Source organism: Acinetobacter sp. ANC 7912 (assembly GCF_039862785.1).
Taxonomy (GTDB): Bacteria; Pseudomonadota; Gammaproteobacteria; order Pseudomonadales; family Moraxellaceae; genus Acinetobacter; species Acinetobacter thermotolerans.
In genome coordinates this window covers 2689207-2707426 of the sequence record NZ_CP156795.1, presented here as the reverse complement: position 1 = coordinate 2707426, position 18220 = coordinate 2689207, and the positions used below count along the sequence as shown (strand labels likewise).

Genomic DNA, 18220 nt, shown 5'->3' with positions numbered 1-18220 from the left:
ACAAAAATCCTTTACTGGATTGAGGGTATATCCCTATACCACAATCCAGCGGACGGCATCCATGCTGCCTGGCTGGATTCAAATGGTTTCTAGAATATTGATGATACGTTTTCTAGGGACAGCTCTGTTAAACTACACCTATCCACAAAAAGATGAGTGACCATGAGTTTAGCCGCCCTGATTGATGAACTGAATCCCCAACAAAAGCAAGCTGCGACGACGGATGCCAAGCATAGTCTGGTGTTAGCTGGGGCGGGCTGTGGTAAGACCAAAACTATCGTGGCACGTGCAGCTTATCTGATTGATCAAGGTGTACCTGCAAATCAGATCCAGATTTTGACTTTTACCCGACGTGCCGCGAGTGAAATTGTAGCGCGTGTGGAACTGGCACTCGGTGAACAGGCCAAAGGCTTGCGAGCATCAACCTTCCATACTTTTTGTATGTATCTGCTGCGTCGTATTCCCAAAGCATTTGGATTAGAGCAGTTTTCTATTATCGATCGTGATGATCAGCTGATGATGTTCCGCCTGATCCGTGGTCGCGATGACAAGAAAAATCCGAATTATTTGCCGAAGCCACAGGAACTCTGTGATTTATATTCTTTTGCACGTAATACCCGGCAGAAACTGAGTCTGGCTTTGGAAAAACAGATGCCGGAATATCTGGCGCTGAAAGACCAGATTGCCGACATCATGAAGGAATATGAAGCCCGTAAAAAGGCACGTAGCTTTCTAGATTATGACGATATTCTGGCAGTGGTCGCGGCTGCACTGGCCCAGTCTGAAGGGCTGGTGGAATATGTGTCCTCAATTTGTCGCCACATGCTGGTCGATGAAATGCAGGATACCAATCCGCTGCAATGGGCATTGCTGGAACCGCTGAAAGAACATATCAGCCTGTTCTGTGTCGGGGATGATGCCCAATCCATTTATGGTTTTCGTGGTGCAGACTTTGAAAATATTCACCATTTCAAGGAGCGGGTTCCAGACGCACAAATCTTTAAGCTAGAAAAAAATTACCGTTCAACTCAGGAAATTCTGGATCTATCCAACTGGCTACTGGATCAGTCCGAAATCAAATATGACAAAAGACTAGATGCGCATCGCGGCGAAGGCATCAAACCGAAGATGCATATTTTCCCGAACGAGTTTGATGAAGCCAAATGGATCGCGATTGATATTAAAGAACGCCATTACCTGAACGGGAATAAATGGTCGGATCATATGGTGCTGGTGCGTTCCAGTTTTGCTGCGCGGCATATTGAAGCGGCCTGTATTGCAGCCAATGTGCCTTATCGGTTTATTGGTGGCATGAAACTACTGGAAACTGCGCATGTAAAGGATCTACTTAGTCTGCTGCGAGTCGTGGCCAATCCGCTGGATGATATTGCCTGGATGCGTTTTTTGACCCTATGGAATGGTGTCGGTGATGTCGGGGCTAGCAAGTTATCCCAACAGCTGCTGGCTGAACCAGAGATGGAAAAAATTGCCGATAAGCTGGAAAAATTTGGCAAGATTCCATTGGAAACCATTCTGATCATGAAACAGATGGCCGTGCTGAAAACTGAAGTTCAGGCCTGTGTGACGCTAGCGATTCAAGCGATTGAAAACCAGCTGGCAGAAAACTATAAAAAAGACTGGAACCGTCGTCAGGGCGATTTTGAACTGGTCAAACAGCTGGCTTCCAAGCATGCACAGGTCAGTGAATTTCTGGAAGAGTATGTACTTGATCCAGTCTCCATTTCCGAAATTGAGCGTCAGTCAGATATCGATGTCGTTACCCTCATCACGATTCACTCGGCTAAAGGTACAGAGCAGAAGGTCTGCTATGTGGCGAATGTCACCCCGGGACAATATCCACATGCGCGTGCGCAAGGCAGCTTCGATGATGTCGAGGAAGAGCGCCGGGTGCTGTATGTAGCATTGACCCGTGCGCAGGATGAGTTAATCCTGACCAAACATAATCTAAATCATTGGGCGCGTGAAACCGTGGATGAGCAGGGACGTAAGGTAGAAAGTTATTTTATGAATGACCTGACCCGCAATTTGTGTACGATGGAAACCCATTACAAGACCCGGCAGCAGACGGTAAAAAGTGCCCTGATCGAGCGCCAGTCGATTAATTTAGATTTTGGCATTGATCTCGATTAAACTAGGATCAGTGTTATTACATGCAAAAAGTAGAGTAGGCGAGTGCTTTTTGATATTTCCTGCCTATCTTCTTAAGGTTATCAGATGAAAATTTTAGTTCGTAACTTGGAACGTACCGTGACCGAAGCCGAGTTACTGGAATTGTTTAAACAATACGGTACTGTAGAGTCTTGTGACTTGGTGCTGGATGCAGAAACCGGTAAATCCAAAGGTTTTGCCTTTGTGGAAATGCCGAATGGTCGTGAAGCAGTCAAAGCGATTAAAGGTTTAAATACCTTGCGCTTACATGGCACAGGTATTCGCGTCAAAGCAGCGGAAGACAAACCAAAAGCTTAAAATCAAAAGGGGAGCAAATGATGCTCCTTTTTTTATAAAAATAATTTTTAAGTCTGAATATTCATCCAAGAAAATCATTTTCCCAGATCAAAACAAATGAGTTTCATGAGCGAGTTTTGTTTTTATATTCCTTGAAAAGCGCAATAAATAAAATAAATTGCATTGTAAAAATCATGATCTGGTTTTAAGTTATAAAAGCCAAAATTTGTTTTAACTCTTAGGAAAATTCCATGACTCGTGTTGCTCGCTATCATGCGGACCGTACCAATCAGAAACTTTATTTCGCCCGCCTCGCTTGCCAGCAGGCAGAGCAAACCGATCATGTGCAACAGGCCCAAGCCCATCGTGAAGCCGCGGTATTTCACCTGCATGGCGCAGTGCTGGCGTTCTTGCAGGAACTGGTGCGTTACTACCGACTCAATGACCTGACCCCAACTTTAAAATCCATTGAAGAGCTGATGGCGGCTAAAGGGCAGGTGTCTCCAGAAGTCACCGTGATGCAGCAGCTGTCAAAAAACGGTTTTATTGCTGAACTGAAACGTGCCTACCGTTCATGCCAGTACGCACCGGAGCCAAGCGTACCAGAACCAGAAGATGAAACATCTTCCAAACTGATCATCAAAGTGACCCAAACCCCACAAGCCTGGTTGCCAGATACCAAAATCCTGCGTGAATGGCATCGTGACTTGACCCAGCTAATTGATGGCTTCAGGAATGAAATGGTTGAATTTTAATCCGACCAAATGACTTGAAATTGTCAGCATCATCCCTATATCCATAACAATAAGCAATGCAAAGTGTTTCTGCTTTGCCACCATGTTGAACATGGAGGACATATGTCTATAGAACAATTGAAAGAACTATTTGGTAATCAAGAAGCGATTTTAGAACTCGTTCAACTTGAAAGTGGTGAGTTAGCATTACGCAATGCAGGCTCTGAAAAACAACCATTGGTCACTATCCAGTTTAATGACGAAGTCAAAGCACTTCTTGGTGATCAAACACCTTTGGTTGCTCAACAGATGATTCAGGTGGCTTTATTTGGTCTGCTCGAAAAACAGGTCAATGAATGGCAAGCTGAAATTGTGGATGAAAAACCAAAATATTTAAGCTGATTTCCTATCACAATTACAAAAAAAGCGCACTGAGAAGTGCGCTTTTTTGATTTTGAATCGTGTCCCGTCCTGAAATAAGTTTACACCTTAAGAGACTTATTTTATGGAACATAAACGAGAACAACGAGTTAAACGTACACAACGTGACTATAGCTTTGCCTTTAAAATGATGGTGGTACATGAAGTAGAAAAAGGGCAAATTACTTATAAGCAAGCTCAGGCAAAATATGGTATTCAAGGAAGATCAACTGTGCTGGTATGGTTACGCAAGCACGGACAACAGGACTGGACTTCGAATATGCCGACTTCTTCTAAACGCCAATTGACACCCCAACAACGAATCCGCCAATTAGAAAAGCAGTTAGCCGCAGAAAAGCTTAAAACTGAATTTATTCAGGATGTGATTTATCACATTGATAAAGAATGTGGGACTGATCTTGGAAAAAAGTATACCGAGCACGTTTCAAAGATTGGCAAAGCCAAAGAAGACTAAGTGTTTCACGTTATTGTCAGTGGTTGGGAATCACCCGACAAGCTTATTATCAAGCAGAAAAACGTGCTCAAATGACTGCACAAGCAACTGAACAAATACTTGAGTTGGTTATGGAATATCGCTGTCTCATGCCAAGTATCGGAACACGTAAGCTGTATTGGCTTATTAAAGGCAAATTGTTGCAACGTGGTTTAAAGTGTGGACGGGATCAGTTATTTAAAATATTGAAAGAAAATAACTTATTGATTCGCCCTAAGCGTCGCTATACAAAAACTACGGATAGCAAGCATTGGATGAAGAAGCATCCAAATTTATTAAAGGATTATGCAGCAGTGCAAGCCAATGAAGTCTTTGTTAGTGATATTACCTATGTTGAGAGTGCTGAAGGTGTGCATTATTTATCCTTGGTGACAGATGCTTATACCCGACAGATTAAAGGTTATAAGTTATCGAATGATATGCGTGCGGAGAATGTTGTGCAGGCTCTACATATGGCGATGCAGCAAGCGACAGATCGAGCGACTAGGATGATTCATCATTCAGATAGAGGTGCTCAATATTGCTCTGAGCTATATCAATCGGCATTGCGCCATTATGGGATATGTCCTTCCATGACAGATGGCAAGGACTGTTATCAGAATGCATTAGCAGAGCGAATTAATGGAATATTAAAGCAGGAGTTTTTAACCACGCGATGTCAAACCATGAAGGAGTTAGATCACTTAATTGCGGAATCTATCATGATTTACAATTGTTATAGACCGCATTTAAGTTTAAATATGAACACCCCGAATCAGATGTATGAGCAAACAAAAACCGAGCTAATTGCTTAACTCGGTTTGAAGTGGAATACTGTCAATCTATTTCAGGACAAGACATCGATAGAAATTTAGTGTCCATTTTCGTGCTGATGCGCAATCTGGATCTGATGCAGGATATGACGGCTCATGTTTTTCGCCATCTCTTCCTTTGCATAGTACACCGCACCAATGTTGTCGCGACGGATGACTTCGGCTTCTTCCTTGCTTTCGGCACAGACCAGAATCTGAATCGCAGGGTTTAAGGTTTTGGCAATATCAACAATCTTATGAATGTCGATAATGTCCATCGGCGAGATCACCAGCAGACGTGCATGCTGGATATGAGCTTGAATCAGCACGCTCGGTTCAGTCGCGACACCCGATACCGCCGCGATACCTTTTTCACGCAGCTTTTCTACGATCTCACGGTTTTCTTCGGCAATCACGACCTTGATGTTTTGTTCCATCAGTGACAGGGTGATACGACGTCCCACTTCACCATGACCCACAATCACCACCTGATCACGCAGGTAGTCCTGTGACACTTCATCTGGCAGCATCGCCAATGGGTCACCACTACGCTCCAGCAAACGCGCCAGAGAGGAGCGCTCACGAATCCAATTTTGTACCGGTTCTACCGCTGAGAAGATAAACGAGTTCAGGGTAATCGAAATCAGTGCGCCTGCCAGAATCAGGTTTTGTCCTTCCAGGGACAGTAAATTCAGCGATACACCGAGTGCTGCTAGAATGAAAGAGAATTCACCGATTTGTGCTAGTGATGCACCGACGGTTAAAGCTGTATTGATCGGATAGCGGAAGAACAGTACCAGTGCCATTGCCGCAATGGTTTTACCAATCATGATGATGGCAATGACTGCGAGTACATGCAGCGGCTGTTCAATCATGATGCGCGGATCAAACAGCATACCGACCGAAACGAAGAACAGGATCGAGAAGATCTCGCGTAGCGGCAAAGTTTCCTCTTCCGCCCGGTGACTGAAATCTGATTCTTTGACCACCATCCCGGCAAAGAAAGCCCCCAGTGCCATGGATACGCCAAAGACTTTATAAGCACCAAAAGCAATTGAAACCGCAGCGGCTACCACCGTCAGGGTAAACAGCTCGCGCGAACCGAGACGCGCCACCACTTGCATGATCATCGGAACCAGACGTTTACCGATAATCAGCATAAAGGCGATAAAGCCAGCCACTTTCAGTAGAGTAATCCCTAGGGTTGCCCAGATATTCTCATCAGAATGGCCTTCCAGTACCTGCCCCCCAAGCAGAACAGCAGTTGCAGGTAACAGCACCAGCGCCAAGACCATGACCAGATCTTCAACCAGCAGCCAGCCAACGGCAATTTTCCCGTTGATCGAATCTAGCAGACCACGGTCACCTAAGGCTTTAAGCAAGACTACGGTACTCGCACAGGACAGACTCAGGCCAAAGATCAGCGCTGTGCCAAAGCTCCAGCCCCACAGCATCGATACACCGATGCCGAGCAGGGTTGCTACCGCAATCTGTAAAACCGCGCCTGGCAGGGCAATACGGCGCACCTGCATCAGGTCATGCAGAGAGAAGTGCATCCCGACACCAAACATCAGGAACATGACGCCTAATTCTGCCAACTGGTTGGCGAGCTGGATATCACCGACTACCCCGGGCGTGTTTGGACTGATCAGGATCCCGGCAATCAGGTAACCGATCAGTGGGGGAAAGCGCAGGCGTGCGGCGATATAGCCAAATGCCAGTGCCAGCCCAAAGCCTACAGCCAGTAATATGATGAGATCTACGTCATGCGGCACTAAACGCTCCTTAGAGTAAAAATTAGTAAAATTTATGAAATTTCAGTTTTTTATGGGAAATAAGCACAAAAAGTGCCAAAACATGCAGAAAGTTTATCAAGCTGTAGAAAAAAAGTGCAAAAAAAAACGACCTGAACAGGCCGTTTTTTTTCAGAAAGCTAAAATTATTTGATTTTAGCTTCTTTGAAGATCACGTGTTGACGGATTTTTGGATCAAATTTTTTGATTTCCATTTTTTCCGGCATAGTACGTTTGTTCTTAGTAGTGGTATAGAAATAACCTGTACCAGCTGAAGAAACTAAGCGAATCTTATCACGCATTGTCCTGACTCCTTACTTAGATCTTTTGACCTTGAGCACGTAGGTCAGCTACAACCTTCTCGATGCCCAATTTGTCGATAATACGCATACCTTTAGTAGTAAGACGAAGACGTACGAAACGTTTTTCGCTTTCTAACCAGAAGCGGTGTTGGTGCAGGTTCGGCTCGAACCGGCGCTTAGTTTTGTTGTTGGCGTGTGAGACGTTGTTACCAACGACTGGACGCTTGCCGGTAACTTGGCAAACCTTAGACATGGTGTAACTCCATTGATTTAGCCAACAGCAAATCTGTTTGGCCAGTCAAAAATAAACGGATTGAATTCATTCAAGGGGCGTTTTATACCAAAAATGCGCTTAAAAGACAAGCGATTTTGTCTAAAACGAGGCATGAGCCTGTGCAATAGCTCATGCCTTGATCATTTATCGAAGAAGAGTCTTCGAAATCAGTTTATGAATCGGCTTATTAAACGGTGGGAGAATGTATTTCAAGCTATACAGCTTAGGATTCGACATTACAGACCGTTCATGCGACAAACTGAAGAAGCCCTCTGGTCCATGATATTTACCCATTCCGGAGGCGCCAACGCCGCCAAATGGCAGGTCATCCTGCGCAACATGGGTCAATACCGTGTTCTGACCAAAGTGACCCGAATGGGTACGCTGTGCGACATAATCGGCACGCGCCTGATCAAAGTCGAAATAGTATAATGCAAGTGGACGCGGACGGCTATTAATAAAGTCGATAACGTCGTCAATTTGATCATATTCCATGATCGGCAACAGCGGACCGAAGATTTCATTCTTCATCACATCCATGTCTGGGGTGACATTGGTTAGAATCGTCGGTGCAATTTTGCGTAGATCCGCTGGCCTTTCATTACGCGGATTGATCTCGATCACCTGTGCACCACGCACACGGGCATCTTCTAAATAACCTTGCAGGCGGTTGTACTGCTTGTCATTAATGATAGAAGTGTAGTCTTGATTGTGGGTGATGTCCGGGTACATACTTTCCACGCAGGCCTTGAAGTGATCAATAAACTCTGCGGTCTTGCCACGCGGCAGGAACATATAGTCTGGTGCTACACAGGTCTGTCCGGCATTCCAGAGCTTACCCACAGCCACACGCTGCGCTACATCTTTCAGGTCAATAGAAGGGTGAACTAGAACAGGTGACTTGCCGCCGAGTTCCAGAATCACTGGGACCAGATTTTCTGCAGCTGTAGCCATGACAGTTTTACCGACTGCAGTTGAACCAGTGAAAATCAGCTTGTCAAAAGCCAGTCGGCAGAACGCATCCGATACCCGACCGCCACCATTGATCACAGCCACCAGTTCTTTCGGGAAAGCTTCGGCTAGTGCTTTTTCCAATACTTCACCAAAAGCGGCTGATGAACTGGAAATCTTGATCATGGCATGGTTACCGGCTGCTAAAGCACAGATCAGCGGCCCAATCGACAGTAATAAAGGATAGTTCCAGGGTGCAATGATACCGACCACGCCCAAAGGCTGGTACTGTACCCAAGCTTTGGCTGGCTGGTGAATAATGCTGACATGGCGTTTGGATGGTTTCATCCACGTAGTCAGGTTCTTGCTGTAATACTTGATATGTTCTAAACAGGTCAGCAGCTCACCAATTTTGGTTTCCCCGATGGAGCGGTTGCCATAGTCCTGATTAATTGCTTCAGCAAATTGATCTTGATACTTAACTAAGATACGCTTAAGTCGAGCTAAACGATCGATACGTTCCTTTGCAGTCGGCAATGGGTAACGTAAGTAGGCATGTTTTTGTAAGGCCAAAATGTCATTAAGGCATTGGCTATCAAAAAAATGTGGTGTCATTGATGTCGTTTTTGTATGACTGTTCATGCCGCACTACCATTTTTAAGAAAATCGATGCATCATTTTTAGAGTAAATACTCTAATTAGTCAAGTTACTTTGTGTACTCGTCCGTCAGCCTGCTGCTGGCGTGAGCGTTATACGAACTGAATGGTTATTTTAGGATGTCCCAAACCAAAACGTTGAAAACGAAAGAACGTATTTTGCAGATCAGTTTGCAGTTGTTTAACGAGCGTGGCGAACGTTCAGTGACAACTAACCATATTGCTGCTGAGCTGGGTATGAGCCCGGGTAACCTGTACTATCATTTCCGTAATAAGAATGAAATTATCAAGGAGCTGATGGAGCAGTACCAGAAGGAAACGCTGGAAATGCTGGCGCTGCCTGAAGACCGTCCACTTGATGCCAATGACAAGATTCATTATTTCCAGGTGTTGAGCAGCCAACTCTGGGCTTACCGCTTCCTGCACCGTGATGTCTACCATCTGGTGGAAAACAATGAAGACTTTCACAAGATGTATCCACGCTTTGCTGGTGAGGTAATGAAACAGGGGCAGAAGATCTACAAGGCCTTCGTGAATGCCGGCCTGATGGAAATGACCGATTCCGAAATTGAAGCGCTGATCATCAACCTATGGATCGTACTGACCAACTGGACCAACTTCCTGTATATGTCTGGCCACATTACCGATTCCAACCATCTGGAAGAAAAATGGGTATGGCAGGCATTGCGTCAGATGGTATTCCTAGAAGGTGCCTATCTGCGTGGCGAAAGCCGTCAGACTTATGAAAGCCTGTTGAACTCCTTTGGTTCATCCGAACTGTTTGCCAGCCTGTCATCTGCTAAAGATCGGGAAACTGAACAAACTATTCAGAATAATTCAGAAACGCGCTAGAATACTCGGCTTACTTTTTTAATTTACCTGATTAGTGACATATACCAACATGAATATGACGACTGCTAACACCGCGCGTTTATTGATTACTTGTGAAGACAAGCCAGGCATCGTGCAGGCTGTGTCTAGCTTCTTGTATCATCAGGGTGCCAACATTACAGCCCTTGATCAATACGCGACAGAAGCGCAGGGCGGGCGTTACTTCATGCGTGTAGAGTTTGAACTGGACAACCTGCAAAGCCGTAAAGAAAGCCTGCTACAGACTTTCTCTGCCAATGTCGCAGAACGCTATGACATGAAATGGCGTCTGGCACTGGTGAGTGATGTGAAAAAAGTCGGTATTCTGGTGTCTAAAGTGGATCACGCTCTGCTGGAGCTGTTATGGCGTCATGCCCGTGGTGCACTGCCATGTGAAATTACCAAAGTGGTTTCAAACCATGACACCCTGCGTGAATCGGTAGAAAACTTCGGTATTCCGTTTGAAGTTGTGCCGGTGAATAAGGAAAATAAACGCGAGGCTTATGCCAAAATTGACGAGCTGATGCAGGGCAATGATCTGCTGGTATTGGCGCGTTATATGCAGATTCTGGATGAAGAATTTGTATCGAAATGGGAAATGAAAATTATCAACATTCACCATTCCTTCCTGCCAGCGTTCGTTGGGGCCAATCCATATAAACAGGCTTATGACAAAGGCGTGAAACTGATTGGTGCAACTGCACACTATGTCACTGCAGATCTGGACCAAGGTCCAATCATCGAGCAGGACGTGGAACGCGTGAGCCATGACTTTACTGTAGACCAGTTACGTGAACTGGGTCAGGACGTGGAACGTAATGTGCTGGCACGTGCGGTGAAATGGCATCTGGAAGACCGTATCATTGTTGATGGCAATAAAACTGTGGTGTTCCAATAACACTTGCATTGCAATTCAAAAAAGGCATACTTTAAGTATGCCTTTTTTATTTGAGTAGATTTCATCAGCTTATAAAAAAAGTTGGAGAAAGTTTGGGATTGTTATTGCAAATGAAAACCCTTCTCATTTATTATTGGCGTACTTTAATTGTGCTAACCGATGAGTTTGATTGGTTGTTTCGCATCATCTCCTCAAGGTAAAAGATTTAATGAGCCAAGTTGCTTCTCCTAAGATGCCTACTCCTCCCAACCAGATGAAAAAGAAAGTCGCAACTGTGATGGCGGCGGTACTGGTCGGGCACGTTGGCCTGTTGTGGGCGGTCAGCCAGATGAAAGCACCTGAACTCAAACCTGTAGACAAGGAACCTTTGAAGGTGCGTTTTGTCAAACTGCAGGAAGCACCGAAACCATTACCTCCGAAGCCAAAACCACCTGAGCCGAAGAAAGAGCTACTAAAACCGAAAGAAGTGAAGGTTGTCGACAAACCGTTACCACCGCCACCGAAAAAGGTTGAAAAAATCCAGCCAGTGAAAAAGGCGGAAGCACCGAAAGTGGTTGCTCCACCTCCAGTTGAAACCAAACCAACACCGCCAGCTCCGGTTACACCTGCTGTGGTGACTGAAAAGGTGGTACCAAAACCTGCACCAGCGCCTGTTGCACCGCCGGCACCGGTCACTCCACCGGCACCGCCTGCGCCTCCAGCGCCGAAGAGTGTGTCTTTGGGCGGTGGTGTCAGCTGGTTGCGTGCGCCAAAAGTTTCTATGACCGCAGGCGAGTTAAAAGATTCCTGCTCACTGGTGGTGGATATTTCGGCGAATGAACAAGGTAAGGTGGTTTCAGCGACTGTACGTAATTCCAGCTGTAGTCCTTCGATTAACCGTAAGGTCGAGTCAGCAGTACGTCGTGCACAGTTAACCAAATATGTTGAAAATGGTGTTGCTTATCCAACGCGCGTCCAGCAACCCTTTGACTTCCAGATTACCAGATAACGGCTAACCCATTAGGAGTTCGAGTATGAACTTTTCAGTTTATTGGCAACATGCTGATGCAGTCAGTAAAACACTGTATTTTGTGTTGCTGGCAATGTCGATTGCGACATGGACTATTTTCGTACTGCGCTTGCTCGGTACACGTCAACTCAAGCAATTGGCTTATGTTCAGTTGTCTGCAGCGCTTGATAAATTGAAAGTAAAAATGGCTCCTCTGGGCTTTGAACAGCGTAAGGCTGTAGCTGAACAGGCTTTACTGCGTCAAATTGCAGCAGAGAAAGCCAATGCTGAAAAAGGCGTTTCCGTTCTGGGTACCATAGCATCTATCGCGCCTTTCGTGGGTCTGTTCGGTACAGTATGGGGCATCTTCCATGCGCTGGTTGCCGTGGGTAAGAGCGGTCAGGCAGGTCTGGCTCAAGTGGCGACACCAGTCGGTGAGGCACTGATCATGACCGGTTTAGGTCTGGCAGTGGCGATTCCTGCAGTATTGGCTTATAACATTGCCGTACGTTTCAACCGTACTTTAAGCAATGAACTGCAAGATCATGCGCATAGCCTGCTGATCGATACTATGCTGCAACAGGAATCTGCCAAGAAAGCAGATACCAAAGTGGCTCAAGAGAATTTAGTTGGAGGTCAAGCTTAATGGCTTTTCAATTGGGTGAAGACAACGATACAGGCATGAATGAGATGAACCTCATTCCCCTGATCGACATTATGTTGGTATTGATGATCATCTTTCTGGTGACAGCGACCGTTGCGAACCCATCAATTCCATTAACCTTGCCACAAACCACAGCAGAAATTATTGATCTGCCGCCTGAAAATGTCACCATCAGCATTAATGCTGCCGGTGATGTGGCATGGAATGGCAAGGTTGTTTCGCTGGATGAGCTGGAAACCCGTTTCAATCAGGCAGGTCAGGCACAGCGTCAGCCAACCATTGTTCTTAAGGCAGACAAAGCATCCCGTTATGACACCGTTGCTCAGGTGATGTCACGCGCGAGTGGAGCCGGACTCACAGATATTGCCTTTGCAACCGATAACTGATTTTCCAGAATCAAAAAAAGCGACCTAAGTGGTCGCTTTTTTTTATTGCCGCTGACTTTATTTCAGCAGATCGACAAACTTCGAACGCAGCTTGTTGAGTTTTGGTGGAATGGCAAAGTTACAGTAGCCTTGAGTTGGGTTCTTGGCAAAGAAATTCTGATGATAGTCTTCTGCCGGATAGAAGGTTGGGGCAGGGCTGAGTTCTGTTACGACATTTACGCCGTCAACTTTCAGTGCATCAATGACTTCTTGGGCTTGCTGTTGTTGTTCCTCGTTAAAGTAATAAATTACCGAACGGTATTGAGTGCCGACATCATTACCTTGACGGTTTAGGGTTGTAGGGTCATGAGTGGCAAAGAACACATCCAGCAATTGCTTGAAGCTGATCTGGCTATTATCAAAATCAATCAGGATCACTTCGGCATGGTTGGTATTACCATCACACACTTGTTCATAGCTTGGGTTTTCGATATGCCCACCAGCATAGCCGCTCACGACTTTCTCCACACCGCGAATTTGCAGGAATACCGCTTCGGTACACCAAAAGCATCCTCCACCGAAAAGTGCTTGTTGCATGATCTTGTCCTTTTTCAAATATCTATTTCTATTCTACGCTCTAAATACTGAATAAAAAAAAGCCTGTATAAACAGGCTCTTTTGAAAATAGTTTAGCGAGGCTGTGCTGCACTGGTCAGCTGAATGACCGGATTGCCATAGCTATCTAGTAGTTTCAGGGTTTTACCGAAGACCTGGTAATGAGTCACTTTTGTAAGCGCTTCATTAAATTTTTGATCCAGATCATCGTTATTCATACAAGCCATTTTGGTGCCTGCCATCTGGCTTAAAGTCAGGGTATCTTTACCAGCCGTATAACTGCCCATAATGCGGTTACAGCCATCAGCGCCCGTTACACGTTGGGTTGCTGCATCAAACTGCAGGCTTGGGATATTACGTGCAGTAGGTACAGTCTTGATTTCTTCACTGCCAATGTGGGTGACGATCCAGGTGCGGTTTTGCAGCTGTTGCAAGTTTTCAACAGCCTGAGAAGAGGTCTGGTCTGGTGTAGTTTGGCAGCCGGTAAAAACCAGTGCTGAAGCTAACATAGCAATAGCGGTCACTTTCTTTAACATTGGACTTACTCTTTTTCTTTGATACATCACTGTATATAAACAAAAAAATTCAATAGATACCAATACAATTTGTATCTTTTGCTTTACTTGAAAGTGCTCTTATTCTGTTTGCGCTGTCGGCAAGCCTTCGCGGATTAAAGCGGAATATTGTTCGCTGCTGACCTGAACAAATTCTTTGACACGTGGATTGACATGCGCCTTGGCATACCAGGTGCGTAAGTCCCAGTTCTGATCCAGCGCCTGCAGGTCATACATATAATTTGGTAGATAACCGGAAGCAAATAGGCGGTAATCGGTTGGCAATGGTTTTTGTGAAACTGCTTGGACCATGTCAAATACCAGTGTGGTGCAGTTACTAGTCAGGGTGTTGTACCACTTCGGCTGTTGTGCCAGATCATCGGCTTTGGCTAGGTATTCCTTAAACAGTGCCTGGGCTTGTGCCTGTGGCATGTTCACTGGAAAGAAATAGACCTGCTCACCACGGGTATTAGTGCGGGTATAGATAATGTCGCGTTCATCAGCAGCGACCAGACTCAGTTCATACTTGCGGAAAAAGCCACCAATTGCTGAGAACTCCTCATTTTTTTCCTTACGGATTTCAATGGAAAAAGTCAGCGGTTTTTGATCAGCAAAATCAAAACTCACCAAAGTATGTGCGATGTGCGGACCCATCCAGTAGGACGTGATGACATTCACACCAGTAATTTTATTCAGGTCATAACTACGGCTTTCCCAGCGTTCGACATAACTGCCGTCCGGTCGCCAGTTAAAGTTGCGCACATTATGTAGAGTAACCAGATCACCTTGCTGCTCATAACTGAGAATACGGGAAACTTCAGGATTCCAGTCCCGGTCCTGACGGGCATCCAGACTGAAATACCAGAGCAGGCTAAACAGGAAAGCTAAAATATAGAGAATAGTATCTGCGCCACGCGAAATCAGATGACGGCTAAAATAGATGCCTAAAGCCCCGCAGGCGAGAAGCAGCCATAGCGTAATCAGCACATAACTGCCAATCACTCCCAAAGGCTGCTGCACCCAGATTGCCAGGCACAGCCACAAGCTGGAACCAAGAACAAACAGGGTAAATACTGCATTCAGTAACCAGAACAGCCGGTGGGGTGCAGGATTTCCCTGTGCAGGCATCATTGAATCTTCAAGTTAAAATTATTCTTTTATTTTCTATACGTTGCGAACTCAAAAACAATCCCGGTTTTGTCGTCGGTGTGTGACTCGGAAGAAACTTTTTTAAACTCAGCCGGAATTTCAGGATAGTAGGCATCACCTTGAACATCCAGCTCGACATGAGTTAGTTCCAGGCGGTCAGCAATATCCATGGTCTGTTTGAAGATTTCACCACCCCCGATGACAAAAATGCTGTCTGGTTTTTCAGAGGCTTTGACATCGGCAACCGCTTGGGCTAGGGCTTCTTCAATGCTGTGTGCAACACGCGTGCCTGCAAAATTCCAGTTGGGATCACGAGTGATCACCCAGTTCACGCGTTTAGGCAAGGCACGGCCCATAGATTCCAACGTTTTACGGCCCATGACCACTACACCGCCTTGGGTAATTTCCTTGAAATGTTTCAGGTCGGCAGAAATATGCCAAGGTAGGTCATTGCCCTTACCGATACAGCGTTGCTGATCCATAGCCACCACGTGAACCACTTCTAAATCTTGAAATGCCATAGCTTAAATCCTTGTCTACACCTGGATTTCCTGTATCTGTTACAGCACAGGAAAGGGAATAGCCAAAATATCTGAAATGCTGAGGCTTAGGCAACAGTCAGAGCACAATTTTTTAAATAAAGAATGAGATGCTTTAAGAAAAGAACAAAAATGATCAGAAGGTAGAAATGAAATTAATGAATAGTGGAAGTGTAAGAAAAAGGGAATTTGATGAAATAGGATTTGGAAGTTATAACGGATGCGATGACTCGATCCGTTACATATTTGAATACTTAAACTGCGACAGGTGCTTTAATGCCGGGATGTGATTCATAGCCAACGATTTCGATATCTTCAAATTTAAAGTCGAAAATGTCTTTGATTTCAGGATTAAGTTTGAGCTGGCACAGGCCCATTGGTTCACGGCTGAGTTGCAGTTTCGCCTGTTCAAAATGGTTGGCATACAGGTGGGTATCGCCACCAGTCCAGACAAAATCACCAACGTCCAAATTACAAACCTGCGCGATCATATGGGTCAGCAGGGCATAGCTGGCAATATTAAATGGTACGCCAAGGAATACGTCAGCACTACGCTGATACAGCTGACAAGAAAGTTTGCCGTTATGCACAAAGAACTGGAACAGGGTATGGCAAGGCGGTAGAGCAACTTGCCCAGCTTCATTTGGGTTCCAGCCCGATACGATCAGGCGGCGTGAATTTGGATTGGTCTTGATCTCATTGATCAGCCATTTGATCTGGTCAAAACCGTCCTGATTGTAGCTGCCATCTTCTTTTTTTGTTGCGCCAAAATTACGCCATTGGTGACCATACACAGGACCAAGCTCACCTTCCGGACGGCCAAAACGTGCAGTCTGTTCTGCAGTGGCCCATTCATCCCAAATGGTAACTTTATTATCTTGTAAATATTTGACGTTGGTATCGCCTTTTAGGAACCACAACAACTCAATCACGATGGAACGAAAGTGAACTTTTTTAGTGGTCAGTAAAGGAAAACCTTTAGAAAGATCAAAGCGCATCTGATGACCAAATACTGAACGTGTACCCGTACCAGTACGGTCGCCCTTATCACCGCCGTTGTTGAGGATATGTTGTAAAAGGTCAAGATATTGGCGCATAGGTTTCTCTTAAAATCTGTTGAATATTGCCTCTCAAATGAATGGCAAAAATGTCCCTGTCTTATCTCCATTCTGGGGAGATATGCAGGATCAGTAATTTGAAAAATCGCTTAGAATAGCATTTTTACCATAATTCAGCATCAGCAGACACTCTTTTCATCTAATAAAAAACACCCATTTAGGGTAATGCCAGTCAGTTAAGAGATTGACTGGCATTTTTTTGGGTATTTCTGTGGTTTCCCTTTCACAACTCGTGGGTAGTTTCTACTTCTTTTTTTCGGTAAAACATACCTTTTAGATTTTTCCATTAAACTTTCTAGATGTTTAGGCAAATTGCCTGCGGAAGCCAAAGAATCAAACTTCAATAGGTTAAGGATAGCAATAGAGGTAATATGAAAGCTCATTCTCAAAGGACTGACTTTTGCACGTTGAGCCATATATTTCATTTGTCTTCTTAGAATATTATAGGCAATAAAGACTCCCCATAACTCTTGATAAATCAAGGTAGGTTGTTTACTCCTTAAATGCTTCCCTTCCTGTAAGTTACTCTTGATTTCTCGGTAACACATTTCTATTTCCCAACGCTGGGCATAGAGTTTTGCTAAAGCTAATAATGGATATCTCTTTGAATCTATTAGTGAAGTGATATAACGTCTAATCTTACCTGCCTGCTCAACCTCAATGAGACGTGCTTCCCAATAATCTCCTAAGGCTGGATTAAGTTTTTTAGCTCTTGTTGATATCGGCATTCTAATATGAAAGTCATGTTGCGAATTACGCTCCACAATCTCATACCGTAAATTATCTTTTGCACGCATAAGCCAATGACTTTCTTCTGCACGTTTTTGCCACCCGATGAGAAAATCTGCAGAGAAATAGGCTCGATCAAATAGGGTAATACTGTGTGAACAAGGAGATAATTGGCTTGCCAGTGTGAGTTCACCTTGATCCATACTGCCTATTTGAGCATCTATAATTTCATGGGTCGCGGTATTTACTAAGCAGGTTGCTCTCACTTGTGGATAAGGAGCATCAGCAGTTTTTCCTTTAGATGAACCAAAGTGTGCAAAATTCTCATCTGTATAAGGCATAGACCAAACAACACCATCAACAGCGCACACACTCAGACCGTGAAAGTTTGAGTATTGCTGCTGAGATTCTTCAAACCAGGCTTGGCTAAGTAAAGAAAATAGCGCATTTAAAGGTTCTGATCCTAAACGTTGTCGTGCTTGTACTACTGCGCTAGGAACACAATATTCTGTTGTACCAAATACAAGTTTTAGTTGTTCTACGACATATCCGATAGGTTGATTTCGAAATAAAGCGAGTCCAATGACAAGCCATACCACATGTTCAGCGGGTAACTTCCTTCTTCTAATTGATGCCTTACCTGTTTGATTCAGACTTTCCTCAATCCAGTTGAAATCAATAAATTCACTAAAATGGCTAAGTGAAGGTAAAGAATGTTGAAGGGTGCAATCTAAATTTTCAGATAAAGTCATAAAAAAAAATGAGCGTATTTACATACACTCATTTTTACTACATTTTACTAATATTTGCTTAACTGACTGGCATTACC

At 44.7% G+C, this 18220-nt stretch carries 20 protein-coding genes; 10 read left to right on the top strand and 10 right to left on the bottom strand.

All coding sequences use genetic code 11. From position 1 onward, the window contains the following. The first annotated feature begins 162 nt into the window (after nucleotides 1–162). The 5 genes from ABEF84_RS13300 (at nucleotide 163) to ABEF84_RS13280 (ending at nucleotide 4928) form a co-directional block, all read left to right on the top strand. Nucleotides 163–2151 carry an ATP-dependent helicase gene (locus ABEF84_RS13300; protein WP_347454683.1) on the top strand — a complete coding sequence of 663 codons (1989 nt, stop codon included), beginning with the start codon at nucleotides 163–165 and terminating at the stop codon, nucleotides 2149–2151. Nucleotides 2152–2235: 84 nt separating this feature from the next. Further along, the gene (locus ABEF84_RS13295) at nucleotides 2236–2487 is read left to right on the top strand and encodes an RNA-binding protein (protein WP_034584075.1); all 252 of its coding nucleotides are present in this window, start codon (nucleotides 2236–2238) and stop codon (nucleotides 2485–2487) included. A gap of 230 nt (nucleotides 2488–2717) precedes the next feature. Next, nucleotides 2718–3221: a DUF6586 family protein gene (locus tag ABEF84_RS13290; protein WP_034584077.1), complete on the top strand. Its 504-nt coding sequence runs from the start codon at nucleotides 2718–2720 to the stop codon at nucleotides 3219–3221. Nucleotides 3222–3323: 102 nt separating this feature from the next. Continuing rightward, complete coding sequence (locus tag ABEF84_RS13285) at nucleotides 3324–3602, top strand: hypothetical protein (RefSeq protein WP_034584080.1); 279 nt, start codon at nucleotides 3324–3326, stop codon at nucleotides 3600–3602. A 103-nt stretch (nucleotides 3603–3705) separates the two neighbouring features. After that, nucleotides 3706–4928, top strand: a protein-coding gene (locus ABEF84_RS13280; RefSeq protein ID WP_347452885.1) for an IS3 family transposase whose coding sequence is annotated in 2 segments (ribosomal slippage) — nucleotides 3706–4042 and nucleotides 4042–4928 — 1224 coding nt in all. Because the reading frame shifts where the segments join, the coding sequence is not laid out codon by codon here. A gap of 56 nt (nucleotides 4929–4984) precedes the next feature. Here the strand turns inward: ABEF84_RS13280 and ABEF84_RS13275 are convergent. From ABEF84_RS13275 to ABEF84_RS13260, 4 genes are all read right to left on the bottom strand, one after another. Continuing rightward, the gene (locus ABEF84_RS13275; RefSeq protein WP_347454684.1) at nucleotides 4985–6700 is read right to left on the bottom strand and encodes a cation:proton antiporter; all 1716 of its coding nucleotides are present in this window, start codon (nucleotides 6698–6700) and stop codon (nucleotides 4985–4987) included. Nucleotides 6701–6864: 164 nt separating this feature from the next. Further along, nucleotides 6865–7020 (bottom strand): 50S ribosomal protein L33, encoded by a 156-nt coding sequence (rpmG, locus tag ABEF84_RS13270; RefSeq protein WP_001205031.1) that lies wholly within the window; start codon nucleotides 7018–7020, stop codon nucleotides 6865–6867. Between the two features lie 16 nt (nucleotides 7021–7036). Next, nucleotides 7037–7273, bottom strand: coding sequence for a 50S ribosomal protein L28 (rpmB, locus tag ABEF84_RS13265; RefSeq protein WP_004813275.1), 237 nt, complete (start codon nucleotides 7271–7273; stop codon nucleotides 7037–7039). A gap of 165 nt (nucleotides 7274–7438) precedes the next feature. Beyond that, nucleotides 7439–8887, bottom strand: coding sequence for a coniferyl aldehyde dehydrogenase (locus ABEF84_RS13260; protein WP_347453200.1), 1449 nt, complete (start codon nucleotides 8885–8887; stop codon nucleotides 7439–7441). Between the two features lie 135 nt (nucleotides 8888–9022). On the opposite strand from ABEF84_RS13260, the gene ABEF84_RS13255 reads away from it, so the two are divergent. The 5 genes from ABEF84_RS13255 to ABEF84_RS13235 all read left to right on the top strand — a co-directional run bounded on the left by ABEF84_RS13255 (nucleotide 9023) and on the right by ABEF84_RS13235 (nucleotide 12708). Then, the gene (locus ABEF84_RS13255; protein ID WP_034584089.1) at nucleotides 9023–9754 is read left to right on the top strand and encodes a TetR/AcrR family transcriptional regulator; all 732 of its coding nucleotides are present in this window, start codon (nucleotides 9023–9025) and stop codon (nucleotides 9752–9754) included. A gap of 49 nt (nucleotides 9755–9803) precedes the next feature. Beyond that, entirely contained in the window at nucleotides 9804–10670 is an 867-nt protein-coding gene (purU, locus tag ABEF84_RS13250) for a formyltetrahydrofolate deformylase (protein WP_347453199.1), read from the top strand. 208 nt (nucleotides 10671–10878) lie between these two features. Next, nucleotides 10879–11658, top strand: a complete 780-nt coding sequence (locus ABEF84_RS13245; RefSeq protein ID WP_347454685.1) for a TonB family protein — start codon at nucleotides 10879–10881, stop codon at nucleotides 11656–11658. Between the two features lie 25 nt (nucleotides 11659–11683). After that, nucleotides 11684–12304 (top strand): MotA/TolQ/ExbB proton channel family protein, encoded by a 621-nt coding sequence (locus tag ABEF84_RS13240; protein WP_347454686.1) that lies wholly within the window; start codon nucleotides 11684–11686, stop codon nucleotides 12302–12304. Continuing rightward, on the top strand, nucleotides 12304–12708 hold the full coding sequence (locus tag ABEF84_RS13235; RefSeq protein WP_347454687.1) for a biopolymer transporter ExbD: 405 nt from the start codon (nucleotides 12304–12306) through the stop codon (nucleotides 12706–12708). The genes ABEF84_RS13240 and ABEF84_RS13235 overlap by 1 nt, the downstream gene beginning before the upstream one ends. 57 nt (nucleotides 12709–12765) lie before the next feature. On the opposite strand, the gene msrA is transcribed toward ABEF84_RS13235, so the two are convergent. From msrA to ABEF84_RS13205, 6 genes are all read right to left on the bottom strand, one after another. Next, a complete protein-coding gene (gene msrA, locus ABEF84_RS13230; RefSeq protein WP_347454688.1) occupies nucleotides 12766–13284 on the bottom strand; it encodes a peptide-methionine (S)-S-oxide reductase MsrA in 519 nt (172 codons plus the stop codon). 92 nt (nucleotides 13285–13376) lie between these two features. Beyond that, complete coding sequence (locus ABEF84_RS13225) at nucleotides 13377–13838, bottom strand: META domain-containing protein (protein ID WP_347454689.1); 462 nt, start codon at nucleotides 13836–13838, stop codon at nucleotides 13377–13379. A 99-nt stretch (nucleotides 13839–13937) separates the two neighbouring features. Then, nucleotides 13938–14984 carry a DUF4105 domain-containing protein gene (locus ABEF84_RS13220; RefSeq protein WP_347454961.1) on the bottom strand — a complete coding sequence of 349 codons (1047 nt, stop codon included), beginning with the start codon at nucleotides 14982–14984 and terminating at the stop codon, nucleotides 13938–13940. Nucleotides 14985–15013: 29 nt separating this feature from the next. Next, nucleotides 15014–15526 (bottom strand): dihydrofolate reductase, encoded by a 513-nt coding sequence (locus tag ABEF84_RS13215; protein WP_034588405.1) that lies wholly within the window; start codon nucleotides 15524–15526, stop codon nucleotides 15014–15016. A 272-nt stretch (nucleotides 15527–15798) separates the two neighbouring features. After that, nucleotides 15799–16641: a thymidylate synthase gene (gene thyA, locus ABEF84_RS13210; RefSeq protein ID WP_347454690.1), complete on the bottom strand. Its 843-nt coding sequence runs from the start codon at nucleotides 16639–16641 to the stop codon at nucleotides 15799–15801. A 197-nt stretch (nucleotides 16642–16838) separates the two neighbouring features. Then, nucleotides 16839–18143 carry an IS4 family transposase gene (locus ABEF84_RS13205; RefSeq protein ID WP_347453003.1) on the bottom strand — a complete coding sequence of 435 codons (1305 nt, stop codon included), beginning with the start codon at nucleotides 18141–18143 and terminating at the stop codon, nucleotides 16839–16841. Nucleotides 18144–18220: the final 77 nt, after the last annotated feature.

Coding starts and splice junctions, on each gene's coding strand:
- ABEF84_RS13300 (WP_347454683.1), top strand. CDS start 163: ATGAGTTTAGCCGCCCTGATTGATGAACTGAATCCCCAACAAAAGCAA.
- ABEF84_RS13295 (WP_034584075.1), top strand. CDS start 2,236: ATGAAAATTTTAGTTCGTAACTTGGAACGTACCGTGACCGAAGCCGAG.
- ABEF84_RS13290 (WP_034584077.1), top strand. CDS start 2,718: ATGACTCGTGTTGCTCGCTATCATGCGGACCGTACCAATCAGAAACTT.
- ABEF84_RS13285 (WP_034584080.1), top strand. CDS start 3,324: ATGTCTATAGAACAATTGAAAGAACTATTTGGTAATCAAGAAGCGATT.
- rpmG (WP_001205031.1), bottom strand. CDS start 7,020: ATGCGTGATAAGATTCGCTTAGTTTCTTCAGCTGGTACAGGTTATTTC.
- rpmB (WP_004813275.1), bottom strand. CDS start 7,273: ATGTCTAAGGTTTGCCAAGTTACCGGCAAGCGTCCAGTCGTTGGTAAC.
- ABEF84_RS13260 (WP_347453200.1), bottom strand. CDS start 8,887: ATGAACAGTCATACAAAAACGACATCAATGACACCACATTTTTTTGAT.
- ABEF84_RS13255 (WP_034584089.1), top strand. CDS start 9,023: ATGTCCCAAACCAAAACGTTGAAAACGAAAGAACGTATTTTGCAGATC.
- purU (WP_347453199.1), top strand. CDS start 9,804: ATGAATATGACGACTGCTAACACCGCGCGTTTATTGATTACTTGTGAA.
- ABEF84_RS13245 (WP_347454685.1), top strand. CDS start 10,879: ATGAGCCAAGTTGCTTCTCCTAAGATGCCTACTCCTCCCAACCAGATG.
- ABEF84_RS13240 (WP_347454686.1), top strand. CDS start 11,684: ATGAACTTTTCAGTTTATTGGCAACATGCTGATGCAGTCAGTAAAACA.
- ABEF84_RS13235 (WP_347454687.1), top strand. CDS start 12,304: ATGGCTTTTCAATTGGGTGAAGACAACGATACAGGCATGAATGAGATG.
- msrA (WP_347454688.1), bottom strand. CDS start 13,284: ATGCAACAAGCACTTTTCGGTGGAGGATGCTTTTGGTGTACCGAAGCG.
- ABEF84_RS13225 (WP_347454689.1), bottom strand. CDS start 13,838: ATGTTAAAGAAAGTGACCGCTATTGCTATGTTAGCTTCAGCACTGGTT.
- ABEF84_RS13220 (WP_347454961.1), bottom strand. CDS start 14,984: ATGCCTGCACAGGGAAATCCTGCACCCCACCGGCTGTTCTGGTTACTG.
- ABEF84_RS13215 (WP_034588405.1), bottom strand. CDS start 15,526: ATGGCATTTCAAGATTTAGAAGTGGTTCACGTGGTGGCTATGGATCAG.
- thyA (WP_347454690.1), bottom strand. CDS start 16,641: ATGCGCCAATATCTTGACCTTTTACAACATATCCTCAACAACGGCGGT.
- ABEF84_RS13205 (WP_347453003.1), bottom strand. CDS start 18,143: ATGACTTTATCTGAAAATTTAGATTGCACCCTTCAACATTCTTTACCT.